The following is a 13,381-nucleotide window of genomic DNA, read 5'->3' as shown; positions in this document are numbered from 1 at the left end:
GCCGCACTTTCATCTTGCCCGAAATATCCCGGGGGAGGCGCGGCACGCGCCGGGGGCAGCGCCCCCCGCACGACAAACAAAAAGGGCCCCCGGTTTCCCGGAGGCCCCATAAGTCCGTCAGGACAGGATCAATCCCGGCTTTCCGGCGTCTCGATCAGCGTGTCGAACTCGTCCCCGCCGACCACGTCGTCGACAATCGGCGCGGCCAGGGCGGCGACCTGTTCGGCCTCCTCGCGGCGCGCTTCCAGCACGACGTTGTCGCGGTCCGAGGCGATCCGGCGCACGCGCTGCGTCGCCCCGCCCGTCCCCGCCGGGATCAGGCGCCCGACGATGACGTTTTCCTTCAGGCCAACCAGCTTGTCCCGCTTGCCCTGAACCGAAGCCTCGGTCAGCACGCGCGTGGTTTCCTGGAACGACGCGGCCGAGATGAAGGACCGGGTCTGCAGCGATGCCTTGGTGATGCCGAGAAGGATCGGCTGACCCTCCGCCGGACGACCGTTGCGGGCCAGCGCCTTGGCATTCGCCTCGTCGAACTCGATCTTGTCGACCGTTTCGCCCTTGAGCAGAACGGTATCGCCGGATTCCGAGATCTCCCACTTCTGGAGCATCTGGCGCACGATGACCTCGATGTGCTTGTCGTTGATCTTCACGCCCTGAAGGCGATAGACGTCCTGCACCTCGTTGATCATGTAGTCAGCCAGCGCCTCGACACCCATGATGGCCAGGATGTCATGCGGCGCCGGGTTGCCGTCCATGATGTAGTCGCCCTTCTGCACGAAGTCGCCTTCCTGCACCGGGATGTGCTTGCCCTTAGGCACCATGTATTCCACGGGCTCGAGGCTTTCGTCCGCCGGCTGGATCGCAATACGGCGCTTGTTCTTGTAGTCGCGCCCGAAGCGGACGTAGCCGTCGATCTCCGCGATGATGGCGTGGTCCTTGGGACGACGCGCCTCGAACAGTTCCGCCACGCGGGGAAGACCCCCGGTGATGTCCTTGGTCTTGGCACCTTCGCGCGGGATACGCGCGACGACGTCGCCGGCCTTGATGTCCTGCCCGTCCTCGACCGACAGGATCGCGTCCACCGACATCGGGTAGGTCACCGGGTTGCCCGCCTCGTTGCGCACGGGTTCGCCGTCCGCGTCGAGGATCAGGATCTCCGGCTTCAGCTCGTTGCCCTTGGGCGACCCGCGCCAGTCCGCGACGATCCGCTGCGTCATGCCGGTCGCCTCGTCGGTATCTTCGCGCACGGCGATACCGGAGACGAGGTCGACATAGCGCACCTGACCGCCCTTCTCGGCGATGATCGGCAGGGTGTACGGGTCCCATTCGAACAGCTTGGTGCCGCGGGTGATCTTCTGGCCTTCCTTGACGAAGACCTTGGTGCCGTAGCCGAGCTTGTGGCTCGCCCGTTCGGCACCGGCCTCGTCGAGGATACGCAGCTTCATGTTGCGTCCCATCACCAGCATCTCGCCCGAGGCATTCTCGAGCAGCTGCGGGTATTCGAACGCCACCGTCCCGTCGACCGAAGCCTCAAGGAACGACTGCTGGCCACCCTGCGCCACGCCGCCGATGTGGAAGGTCCGCATCGTCAGCTGCGTGCCGGGTTCACCGATGGACTGCGCCGCGATGATGCCCACGGCCTCGCCTTGGTTCACCATCGTGCCGCGTGCCAGGTCACGACCGTAGCAGGCCGCGCAGACGCCGTCCTCGGCCTCGCAGGTCAGCGGCGACCGGATGCGCATTGACTGCACATGCGCGTCCTCGATCATGTCGGCCAGCCGCTCGTCGATCAGCGTCCCGCGGGAGACGAGGATTTCGTCGGTCCCGGGGCGCAGCACGTCCTCGGCCGCGACACGGCCCAGCACACGCTCGCCGATGGTCGCCACGACCTCGCCGTCGTTCACCGCCGCTTCGGCGGTCACGGCACGGTCGGTGCCGCAATCAACCTCACGGATGATGCAGTCCTGCGCCACGTCCACCAGACGACGGGTCAGGTAACCCGAGTTCGCCGTCTTCAGTGCCGTGTCCGACAGACCCTTCCGGGCCCCGTGGGTGGAGTTGAAGTACTCCAGCACGGTCAGGCCTTCCTTGAAGTTCGAGATGATCGGCGTCTCGATGATGTCGCCGTTCGGCTTCGCCATCAGGCCGCGCATCCCGCCCAGTTGTTTCATCTGGGTCACGGAACCCCGTGCCCCGGAGTGGGCCATCATGTAGACGGAGTTCGGTTCCTGTTCGGCCCCGCCCTCGTCGGTCTTGGCGGCGGAGATGGTCGACATCATCGCCTCCGTGACCTTGTCGTTACACTTCGACCAGGCATCCACGACCTTGTTGTACTTTTCGCCCTGGGTGATCAGGCCGTCCATGTACTGCTGTTCAAAGTCCTTCACCTGCTCGCGCGTCTCTTCGACCAGGTCCCACTTGTTGTCGGGGATGACCATGTCGTCCTTGCCGAAGGAGATGCCGGCCTTGAAGGCCTCCTTGAAGCCCATGGACATGATCTGGTCGCAGAAGATCACCGACTCTTTCTGGCCGCAGTAGCGATAGACGGTGTCGATGACCTGCTGGACTTCGCGCTTGCGCAGCAGACGGTTGACCAGGGAGAACGGAGCCTTCGCGTTCATCGGCAGAAGCGCGCCAAGCCGCACGCGGCCCGGAGTCGTTTCGAACCGCATCATGACCTCGTTGCCCTCTTCGTCGATCTGCGGAATCCGCGCGGTGATCTTCGAGTGCAGGTGCACGGCACCGGAATCCAGCGCGTACTGGACTTCTTCGATCGAGGCGAAGGTCATGCCTTCGCCCTTCATGCCGGCCCGTTCGATGGTCGTGTAGTAAAGGCCAAGGATCATGTCCTGCGACGGAACGATGATCGGCGCGCCGTTGGCGGGCGACAGAACGTTGTTCGTCGACATCATCAGCACGCGGGCTTCAAGCTGGGCTTCCAGCGAAAGCGGCACGTGAACGGCCATCTGGTCCCCGTCGAAGTCGGCGTTGAAAGCCGAGCAGACGAGCGGGTGCAGCTGGATCGCCTTGCCTTCGATCAGCGTGGGTTCGAACGCCTGGATCCCGAGACGGTGCAGCGTGGGAGCGCGGTTCAGCAGAACCGGGTGCTCTCGGATGACCTCGTCGAGGATGTCCCAGACCTCCGGACGCTCTTTTTCGACCAGCTTCTTCGCCTGCTTCACGGTGGAGGACAGACCTTTGGCCTCGAGCCGCGAGTAGATGAACGGCTTGAACAGTTCGAGCGCCATCTTCTTCGGCAGGCCGCACTGGTGCAGCTTCAGCTCCGGACCGGTCACGATGACCGAACGGCCCGAGAAGTCGACGCGCTTGCCCAGAAGGTTCTGGCGGAAGCGGCCGTGCTTGCCCTTGAGCATGTCCGACAGCGACTTCAGCGGCCGCTTGTTCTGGCCCGTGATGACGCGGCCGCGCCGGCCGTTGTCGAACAGCGCGTCGACGGATTCCTGAAGCATCCGCTTTTCGTTGCGGACGATGATGTCGGGCGCGCGCAGTTCGATCAGCCGCTTGAGGCGGTTGTTCCGGTTGATGACGCGGCGATACAGGTCGTTCAGGTCGGAGGTCGCAAAGCGGCCGCCGTCCAGCGGAACCAGCGGGCGCAGTTCCGGCGGGATGACCGGGATCACGGTCAGGATCATCCACTCCGGACGGTTGCCGGATTCCAGGAAGGATTCCACGACCTTGAGCCGCTTGATGATCTTCTTGGGCTTCAGTTCACCGGTCGCTTCGGCCAGTTCCGCGCGCAGGTGCTCGGCCTCGGACTCGAGGTCGATCTTCGCCAGCATCTCGCGGATCGCTTCAGCACCGATGTTCGCCTGGAAGGCGTCGCCGCCAAAGGCGTCCTGGGCGTCCATGAACTCTTCCTCGGTCATCATCTGACCTTCGGTGAGATCGGTGAGACCCGGGTCGATCACGACGTAGTTCTCGAAGTAGAGCACCCGCTCGAGGTCACGCAGCGTCATGTCCAGCAGCAGGCCGATCCGGGACGGAAGCGACTTGAGGAACCAGATATGCGCGACGGGGGCGGCCAGTTCGATGTGGCCCATGCGCTCGCGGCGGACCTTCTGCAGCGTGACTTCCACGCCGCATTTCTCGCAGACGACGCCGCGATATTTCATCCGCTTGTACTTGCCGCAGAGGCACTCGTAGTCCTTGATCGGCCCGAAGATACGGGCGCAGAACAGGCCGTCGCGCTCGGGCTTGTAGGTGCGGTAGTTGATGGTTTCGGGCTTCTTGATCTCACCGTAGGACCAAGAGAGGATCCGCTCGGGCGACGCGAGAGAGACCTTGATCTCGTCAAAGGTCTTCTGCGGGGTCAGCGGGTTGAACGGGTTGTTGGTCAGTTCCTGGTTCATTGGGCGTCCTTTCCAGGCTCCGGGCATTTGAAGAAGTGCTGATCGATGTCCATGATCACGTACTGCTGCTTCGTCCCGTCGGTATCTATGTAGGTAAGCTCGTCACGGAACTTGACGAGCGATGGATCGGCATTGGGGGGAAGCCCGCAGGTCTTCAGCGCTAGTCTCTCAGACATCTTCCGGCCCGTGGGACCGTAGGACGATGTCATGACGTGCCATCCGTCGATGCGCTGTTCTTCGACAGTCGCATGGCAGAGACCCGTTCCGCCCTCGCCGTTGTCGCAACACCCGGCGAGGACGAAGGGAATGAGCAGCGCGTGGACCTGCGAGACCATGAGGCTTATTCCTCACCCTCCGCGTCCAGGAGTTCCATGTTCAGGCCGAGGCCGCGGACTTCCTTGACGAGCACGTTGAAGCTCTCGGGAACGCCCGCCTCGAAGTTGTCCTCGCCCTTGACGATCGATTCATAGACCTTGGTCCGGCCCGCGACGTCGTCCGACTTCACCGTCAGCATTTCCTGCAGGGTGTAGGCGGCACCATAGGCTTCCAGGGCCCAGACCTCCATTTCCCCGAAACGCTGACCGCCGAACTGCGCCTTACCACCAAGCGGCTGCTGCGTGACAAGGCTGTAAGGCCCGGTCGAGCGCGCGTGGATCTTGTCGTCCACGAGGTGGTGCAGCTTGAGCAGGTACTTCACGCCCACGGTGACCGGACGCGCGAACTGTTCGCCCGTGCGGCCATCGTAAAGGATCGACTGGCCCGAGGTGTCGAACCCGGCCTTGCCGAGCGCCTCGTTCACGTCGCTCTCCTTCGCGCCGTCGAAGACCGGCGTCGCGATCGGAACGCCGCGGGTCACGTTGCCCGCCGCCTCGATCACGAGGTCGTCTTCCATGGACGCGAAGCCCTCGTCGTAGACGTCATCGCCATAGACGATCTTGAGCGCATCGCGCACCGGGGTCATGTCGCCCGAGCGGCGGTACTGCTCAAGCGCCTCGTCCACCTGGATGCCAAGCCCGCGGGAGGCCCAGCCCATGTGGGTTTCGAGGATCTGGCCGACGTTCATGCGCGACGGCACGCCAAGCGGGTTGAGGCAGAAGTCGACCGGGGTACCGTCGGCGAGGAACGGCATGTCCTCCATCGGCACCACGCGCGAAATCACGCCCTTGTTCCCGTGACGGCCGGCCATCTTGTCGCCCGGCTGAAGCTTGCGCTTCACGGCGATGAAGACCTTCACCATCTTCATCACGCCCGGCGGCAGGTCGTCGCCGCGGCGGACCTTTTCGACCTTGTCCTCGAAGCGGGCGTCGAGCGCGCGTTTCTGCACCTCGTACTGCTCGTTCAGGGCCTCGACGATCTGGGCGTCCTGATCCTCGGCGAGGGCCAGCTGCCACCAGTGCGAGCGCGGCAGAGAGGCCAGAAGCTCTTCATCGATGGTCGAATTCGCCTTGATCCCCTTCGGCCCCTTCACGGCCACCTTGCCGATGATGAGATCGCGGAGACGGGCGTAGATGTTGCGGTCGAGGATCGCCAGCTCGTCGTCCCGGTCACGGCCGAGACGCTGGATTTCCTCACGCTCGATCTGCAGCGCACGTTCGTCCTTTTCGACGCCGTGACGGTTGAAGACCCGCACTTCCACGACGGTACCGTAGTCGCCTGGCTTCACCCGCAGCGAGGTGTCACGCACGTCCGAAGCCTTTTCACCAAAGATCGCGCGGAGCAGTTTCTCCTCCGGCGTCATCGGGCTTTCGCCCTTCGGAGTGATCTTGCCGACAAGGATGTCGCCCGGCTCCACATCGGCACCGATGTAGACGATCCCGGCTTCGTCGAGGTTGCGCAGGGCTTCCTCACCGACGTTCGGGATGTCGCGGGTGATCTCTTCCGGCCCGAGCTTCGTGTCACGCGCGGCGACTTCGAATTCCTCGATATGGACCGAGGTGAAGACGTCGTCACGGGCAATCCGCTCGGAGATCAGGATGGAGTCTTCATAGTTGTAACCATTCCACGGCATGAAGGCGACGACGACGTTCTTGCCGAGCGCCAGTTCCCCCATGTCCGTCGACGGACCGTCCGCGATAACCTCGCCCTTGGCGACGGTCTGACCGACCTTCACCTGCGGACGCTGGTTGATGCAGGTGTTCTGGTTGGACCGCTGGAACTTGCGCATCCGGTAGATGTCCACACCGGCGTCGCCCAGTTCCAGATCCTCGGTCGCCCGGATCACGATACGGCTGGCATCGACCTGGTCGATGATCCCGCCGCGCCGCGCCACGATGGCCGCGCCGGAGTCGCGGGCGACGATGCCCTCGATCCCGGTCCCGACCAGCGGAGCCTCGGCCTGGAGAAGCGGCACCGCCTGCTTCTGCATGTTCGATCCCATGAGCGCGCGGTTCGCGTCGTCGTTCTCGAGGAACGGGATGAGCGAGGCCGCGACCGACACCAGCTGCTTGGGCGAAACGTCGATCAGGTCGACCGTCTCGTTCGGCGCAAGCGTGTATTCGCCGGACTGGCGCGTGTTGACCAGTTCATTCACGAAGCGCCCGTTCTCGTCGAGATTGGCGTTCGCCTGTGCCACCGTATGGCGCATCTCTTCCGTGGCGGACATGTAGCGGACTTCGTCCGTCACCTGCCCGTCCTTGACCTTGCGGTACGGGGTTTCGATGAAGCCGTACTTGTTCACCCGCGCGAAGGTCGCGAGGTTGTTGATCAGGCCGATGTTCGGGCCTTCCGGCGTTTCGATCGGGCACATCCGGCCGTAGTGCGTGGCGTGAACGTCGCGCACCTCGAAACCGGCGCGTTCGCGGGTCAGACCGCCCGGCCCGAGGGCCGACAGGCGCCGCTTGTGCGATACTTCCGACAGCGGGTTAGTCTGGTCCATGAACTGCGACAGCTGCGAGGAGCCGAAGAATTCGCGCACCGCAGCCGCCGCCGGCTTGGCGTTGATCAGGTCCTGCGGCATCACCGTGTCGATTTCGACCGAGGACATGCGTTCCTTGATCGCCCGCTCCATCCGGAGCAGGCCGACACGGTACTGGTTCTCCATCAGCTCGCCGACAGACCGCACGCGACGGTTGCCGAGGTGGTCGATGTCGTCCACTTCGCCCTTGCCGTCGCGCAGGTCGACCAGCGCCTTGACGCAGGCAACGATGTCTTCCTTGCGCAGCGTGCGCACGGTGTCCTCGGCATCCAGTGCCAGACGCATGTTCATCTTCACCCGGCCCACGGCCGAGAGATCATACCGCTCGCTGTCGAAGAACAGCGTGTCGAACAGGGCCGAGGCCGCCTCGACGGTCGGCGGTTCACCCGGGCGCATGACGCGGTAGATGTCCATGAGCGCGGAGTTGCGGTTCATGTTCTTGTCCGCGGCCATGGTGTTGCGGATGTACGGCCCGACCGAGACGTTATCGATGTCGAGCACCGGGATCTCCGTCACGCCGGCATCCAGCAGGTCCTGAATGGTGCCGCCCGTGACTTCGCCGTCCTTGTCGTATTCCAGGGTCAGCTCGTCCCCGGCCTCGACATAGATCGCGCCGGTTTCCTCGTTGATGATGTCCTTGGCGACGAACTTGCCGACGATGCGGTCGAAGGGCACCAGCAGGTTCTTGACGTTGCCTTCGTCGATCAGCTTCTTCACCGCGCGCGGGGTGATCTTCTTGGTCGCCTCCGCGATGACCTCGCCGCTGTCCGCGTCCACGAGGTCATAGGTCGGTCGGGTGCCGCGCACGCGCTCCGGGAAGAACTTCGTGACCCAGCCCTGCCCCTTGCGAAGCGTGTAGTCGACCGTGTTGTAATAGGCATCCATGATGCCTTCCTGATCCATGCCAAGCGCGTAGAGCAGCGTCGTCACCGGAAGCTTCCGGCGGCGGTCGATCCGTGCGAAGACGATGTCCTTGGCGTCGAATTCGAAATCCAGCCAGGACCCGCGGTACGGAATGATGCGGCAGGCGAACAGCAGCTTGCCCGAGCTGTGCGTCTTGCCCTTGTCATGATCGAAGAACACGCCCGGGGAGCGGTGCATCTGGCTCACGATGACGCGTTCGGTCCCGTTCACGATGAACGTGCCGTTCGGGGTCATCAGGGGCATGTCGCCCATGAAGACGTCCTGTTCCTTGATGTCCTTGACCGACTTCGCGCCGGTATCCTCGTCGACATCGAACACGATCAGGCGCAGCGTGACCTTCAGCGGTGCCGAATAGGTCATGTCGCGCTGCTGGCATTCCTCGACATCGTATTTCGGCTTCTCGAGCTCGTAGCGCACGAATTCGAGAATTGAGGTCTCGTTGAAATCCTTGATCGGGAACACGGACTGGAACACGCCCATGATGCCTTCGCCGTCGGTCGGCTGCAGCTGGTCACCGGATTTCAGGAAAAGATCGTAGGAGGCTTTCTGAACCTCGATGAGGTTCGGCATTTCAAGGACTTCGCGGATTTTACCATAGTATTTCCGCAGACGTTTCTGACCAAGGAAGGTCTGAGCCATGACGTAAGTCACCTTTCGTTTCACGTCGGGGTGCAGGTACCGTCGGGCCCCGGTACTGCGCCCTTAGAAACAGGGGGTTTCGGATCCATGCCTGGCCACCTTCCCGAACGGCGGCCTCCCGATCCGAACCTCGCCTTAGGCAGGGCTTCACGCAAAAGCCCTCTCTGAGACAGGTTCGGCTGGACCCGGATTTCCCGGATCCAGCCTTGAAATTACCACCGGGCGGATGCGCCCGGTTGCAATTACTTGACTTCGACTTCGGCGCCGGCTGCTTCCAGCTTCGCCTTGATGTCGTCGGCTTCGGCTTTCGACACGCCTTCCTTGACGGCCTTGCCACCGGCTTCGACCAGGTCCTTGGCTTCTTTCAGGCCCAGACCGGTGATGCCGCGGACTTCCTTGATCACGTTGATCTTGGACGCGCCGGCCGACTTCAGGATGACGTCGAACTCGGTCTTTTCTTCCTCGGCTGCGCCGGCGTCGCCGCCAGCTGCCGGGCCCGCCATCATGACAGCGCCGCCAGCTGCGGGCTCGATGCCGTACTCGTCTTTCAGGATGGTTTTCAGTTCTTGTGCTTCGAGCAGCGTCAGGTTGACGATCTCTTCAGCCAGTTTCTTCAGATCAGCCATTTTACTGTTTCCGTATCTTTAGATGTGTTCCAACGCATGGGTGTTCAACCCTACGCCGTATCTCGGGTTGCTTACGCCGCCTTGTCCTCGATCGTGGACAGGATGGAGGCGATGTTCGAAGCAGGTGCGCCAATGGCCCCGGCGATATTCGAAGCGGGTGCGCCGATGCAGCCGACGATGGAGGCGATAAGCTCCTCGCGGGACGGCATCTTCGACACGGCTTCGACGCCGGCGCGGTCCAGGGCCGTCTCACCCATAGCCCCGCCAAGGATTTCAAACTTCTTGTTGTCCTTGGCGAAGTCCTCGGCCACCTTCGCTGCTGCGACGGGGTCCTCGGAAAAGGTAAGTACGGTCATCCCCGTCAGGAGCGAGCCGATGCTTTCGCAGGGCTTTCCGTCCAGGGCGATCTTGGCGAGCCTGTTCTTGGCGACGCGGACGCTTGCATCGGCTTCACGAGCCTTTGCGCGCAGTGTCTGCATCTCTGCAACCGTGAGACCGGTGTAGTGGGCAACCACCACAACGCCAGAGCTTTCGAAGATCTGGCCGAGTTCCTCGACCACTTTCTCTTTCTGGGCTCTATCCACAGTTTCACTCCAAGTAGTGGAGGGTCAGACCCTCCGGCTCAGTTAAGCCGGGACAACAAAGCCCCGACTATGCGGGTCCTTACGGGTCCGTCCAATTTCGCCCCGGAACGCTCGACTGAGAGCGGCCGAAGAAATCTGGGTCTTACCCGTCTCAGGCAGGAATTACAGGATCGCTCCAACCCGCCGTCTCGGACGAATCGCCGAACACTCCGAATCCGGAGCAAATCGACAAGTGCGCGTCTTAGAGAATCCGAAAGGGATTGTGAAGACCAAAACGGTTCACAATCCGTGATGCGCGGAACGGCACCTTCGGGAGGCACCGGCAGCACGCGGCAACTTCGCCAAGTATAACGCAAAATTCCGCAATGCGCACGAAATTATTTAACAAGGCGCTGCACAGCGTCGGTGGACGGCAGATACCTCCCTGCCAGACGGCCAGCCGGGCCTGACAACTCCCCCAACTTCTCAGGATCTGGCTGCCATAACGCGCCGGGGGGCGACACCAGGGAACCGCCCCCCAAACCTTCCCGGGACCAGTCGTCAGGTCAGCCGCGCGACTTCATGTCCTCGACCAGGTGCCGGAAGAAGTCGCGGATGGTCTGGAGGCTCAGCTCCGCGTTCTTCATATGCTCTTCAAGGTTCTCGATCTCCCGCGCCTGGTCGGCCTCGTCCCGCCGCTCCATCTCGGCCTTCAGCTCGGCCAGCGTTTCCTCGGTATCCCCGATCAGCGCCCGCAGCTTGTCCTTGGGCATGATTTTGATGTCAGACATGGAGACCTCCTCAGACCAGGCTGGTAACGCCAAGGCAGAGCCCCGGCACGACGAAGAACACACCCAGGACATACACCAGCGCGACCATCTTGTTCTCTGACGCCGTCGCGCCCAGCCACTCGGCAGACTTCACCGGCAGGTAGCGCAGGAACGGCAGGCCGAAGATGAACAGCACGCCGAGCACGTTGTAGGTCAGATGGATGAAGGCGATCTGCAGCGCCGCCTCCGCATTGCCCGACACCGCCGTCGCCGCCAGAAGCGCGGTGATGCAGGTGCCAATGTTGGCCCCGAGTGTGAAGGGGTAGATCTGCTTCAGCCCGAAGGCCCCAGACCCTGCCAGGGGCACCATCAGCGATGTGGTTGTCGACGACGACTGCACCAGAACCGTCACCAAGGTGCCCGAGAAGATGCCCGAGATCGGACCCTTGCCAATGGCCGTATGCATGATGTCCTTGGCCTTGCCGACCATCAGCGCCTTGAGCAGCTTGCCGACATAATGGATCGACAGGAAGATCATCACGATCCCGACGACGATCAGCGCGATCCCCCCGGCGGTCGACCCCATGGGCGTCAGGACGCCTTCGATCGTCTTGGTAACCGGAGCCGTTGCGGCCTTGACGAAGTTCACGCCGCCCATGTCCGCATCCGATACGGTGAAGACCCCGGCCAGCGCCGCGCCCATCTTCTCCAGCAGGCCGAAGGCGATCTCCAGCGGCAGGAAGATGACGACCGAGAGCAGGTTGAAGAAGTCGTGCACCGTGGCAGCGGAAAACGCCCGGGCGAACTCCTTCTTCTCGCGCACATGGCCAAGCGAAACGATGGTATTGGTGATCGAGGTGCCGATATTGGCCCCCATCACCATCGGCACCGCGACCTCCACCGGCAGGCCGCCCGCGACCAGCCCCACGATGATCGACGTGACTGTCGAGGACGACTGGATCAGCGCCGTCGCCACCGTCCCCACCACCAGCCCGGCGAAGGGATTGGTGGCGAAGGCGAACAGCTCCTTCGCCTGATCCCCTGTCGCCAGCTTGAACCCCGACCCGATCAGACCGACGGCGCAGATCAGCAGATAGATCAGCCCCGCCACCATGACCCACTGAATCCAGCCGCCGCGCGCGCCCCGGATTTCGGCGCTGTCCTGCGCCTGATTGGTATCCACCATGTGACAACCCCCGTTTGCAACCGGTGGAAGGGTCGGGAAAACAGGAGTCGTGAATGTGACATTCGCGATCCACCCGGACCTGCGCATATCGCACGCGAAACGTCATTCCCCTGTCACAAAGAAAAGGGCGGACCCGCAGGCCCGCCCCTTCCGACAGTAATCCGTGGCCCGGGATCAGTTCCCGGTGGCGCTTTCGATCGACACCGACACGCCCGGCCCCATGGTGGAGGACAGCGACACCTTCTTCATGTAGGTGCCCTTGGCGCCCGCCGGTTTCGCCTTGGAAACCGCGTCCACGAAGGCGCGGATGTTCTCGGCCAGCTTGGCGTCGTCGAACGACGCCTTGCCGACACCGGCATGCACCACACCGGCCTTCTCGGCCTTGAACTGGACCTCGCCGCCCTTCGCCGCCTTGACGGCGTCGGCGACATCCATGGTCACGGTCCCGACCTTCGGGTTCGGCATCAGGTTGCGCGGGCCGAGGATTTTGCCCAGGCGGCCGACGATCGGCATCATGTCCGGCGTCGCGATGCAGCGGTCGAACTCGATCTTGCCGGACTGGATGGTCTCCATCAAGTCTTCGGCACCGACGATGTCGGCCCCTGCGGCCTGCGCCTCGTCAGCCTTGGGGCCACGGGCGAAGACGGCGACGCGCACATCTTTGCCGGTGCCGTTCGGCAGGCCGACGACGCCACGGACCATCTGGTCGGCGTGACGCGGGTCGACGCCCAGGTTCATGGAGATCTCGACGGTCTCGTCGAACTTCGCCTTGGCGTTGGCCTTGATCAGGGCAACGGCTTCCTCGACCGAGATCTCTTCCTTGCCGGCAAAGGCTTCGCGCGCGGCGGCGGTACGTTTTCCAAGCTTTGCCATCTTACTTAACCTCGATGCCCATGGAACGGGCGGAGCCCAGGATGATCTGCATCGCGGCCTCGACCGAGTTCGCGTTCAGGTCGCGCATCTTCGCCTCGGCGATCTCTTTGACCTGAGCGATGGAGACCGTACCGGCGGTTTCCTTGCCCGGGTTTTTGGCGCCGGATTTCAGTTTGGCGGCCTTCTTCAGGTAATAGGACGCCGGCGGCGTCTTGATTTCCATCGTGAAGGACTTGTCCTGATAATAGGAAATCACAGTCGGGCACGGCGCACCGGCCTCCATCTCCTGCGTCTTGGCGTTGAACGCCTTGCAGAATTCCATGATGTTGATCCCGCGCTGACCCAGGGCGGGGCCAACCGGCGGGGACGGGTTTGCCTGCCCGGCAGGCACCTGCAGCTTGAGGCTGCCGATCAGTTTCTTGGCCATCGGCCATCTCCTTTGTCATCGCGCCAGCTACGGGGTCATCGCCCGCCCTGCGCCTCTCCCTCCGGGCGCGCCCTTCGGGATATGTCTGC

9 protein-coding genes are annotated in these 13,381 nt (G+C 63.1%); all 9 read right to left on the bottom strand.

The window, feature by feature from the left end:
* Window positions 1-128: 128 nt before the first annotated feature.
* The 9 genes from rpoC to rplK all read right to left on the bottom strand — a co-directional run bounded on the left by rpoC (window position 129) and on the right by rplK (window position 13,292).
* Window positions 129-4,370 carry a DNA-directed RNA polymerase subunit beta' gene (gene rpoC / locus IEV87_RS00925; protein ID WP_188475761.1) on the bottom strand — a complete coding sequence of 1,414 codons (4,242 nt, stop codon included), beginning with the start codon at window positions 4,368-4,370 and terminating at the stop codon, window positions 129-131.
* Window positions 4,367-4,705, bottom strand: a complete 339-nt coding sequence (locus IEV87_RS00920) for a hypothetical protein (RefSeq protein ID WP_188475760.1) — start codon at window positions 4,703-4,705, stop codon at window positions 4,367-4,369. Before IEV87_RS00920 ends, rpoC begins: the two co-directional genes overlap by 4 nt.
* A gap of 5 nt (window positions 4,706-4,710) precedes the next feature.
* Window positions 4,711-8,847, bottom strand: a complete 4,137-nt coding sequence (gene rpoB / locus IEV87_RS00915) for a DNA-directed RNA polymerase subunit beta (protein WP_188475759.1) — start codon at window positions 8,845-8,847, stop codon at window positions 4,711-4,713.
* 242 nt (window positions 8,848-9,089) lie between these two features.
* Window positions 9,090-9,473, bottom strand: coding sequence for a 50S ribosomal protein L7/L12 (gene rplL / locus IEV87_RS00910; RefSeq protein WP_188475758.1), 384 nt, complete (start codon window positions 9,471-9,473; stop codon window positions 9,090-9,092).
* Between the two features lie 71 nt (window positions 9,474-9,544).
* Window positions 9,545-10,057 (bottom strand): 50S ribosomal protein L10, encoded by a 513-nt coding sequence (rplJ, locus tag IEV87_RS00905; protein WP_188475757.1) that lies wholly within the window; start codon window positions 10,055-10,057, stop codon window positions 9,545-9,547.
* Between the two features lie 545 nt (window positions 10,058-10,602).
* Window positions 10,603-10,827, bottom strand: coding sequence for a hypothetical protein (locus IEV87_RS00900; protein ID WP_188475756.1), 225 nt, complete (start codon window positions 10,825-10,827; stop codon window positions 10,603-10,605).
* A 10-nt stretch (window positions 10,828-10,837) separates the two neighbouring features.
* Window positions 10,838-11,992 (bottom strand): Na/Pi symporter, encoded by a 1,155-nt coding sequence (locus IEV87_RS00895; RefSeq protein ID WP_188475755.1) that lies wholly within the window; start codon window positions 11,990-11,992, stop codon window positions 10,838-10,840.
* Window positions 11,993-12,166: 174 nt separating this feature from the next.
* Window positions 12,167-12,865: a 50S ribosomal protein L1 gene (gene rplA / locus IEV87_RS00890; protein WP_188475754.1), complete on the bottom strand. Its 699-nt coding sequence runs from the start codon at window positions 12,863-12,865 to the stop codon at window positions 12,167-12,169.
* Window position 12,866: 1 nt separating this feature from the next.
* Window positions 12,867-13,292 carry a 50S ribosomal protein L11 gene (gene rplK, locus IEV87_RS00885; RefSeq protein WP_188475753.1) on the bottom strand — a complete coding sequence of 142 codons (426 nt, stop codon included), beginning with the start codon at window positions 13,290-13,292 and terminating at the stop codon, window positions 12,867-12,869.
* Window positions 13,293-13,381: the final 89 nt, after the last annotated feature.

The sequence above is a fragment of the Primorskyibacter flagellatus genome (assembly GCF_014638275.1).
Taxonomy (GTDB): domain Bacteria; phylum Pseudomonadota; class Alphaproteobacteria; order Rhodobacterales; family Rhodobacteraceae; genus Pseudooceanicola; species Pseudooceanicola flagellatus_A.
The sequence above is the reverse complement of the archived record's forward strand: the minus strand, read 5'-3'. Positions and strand labels throughout refer to the sequence as shown.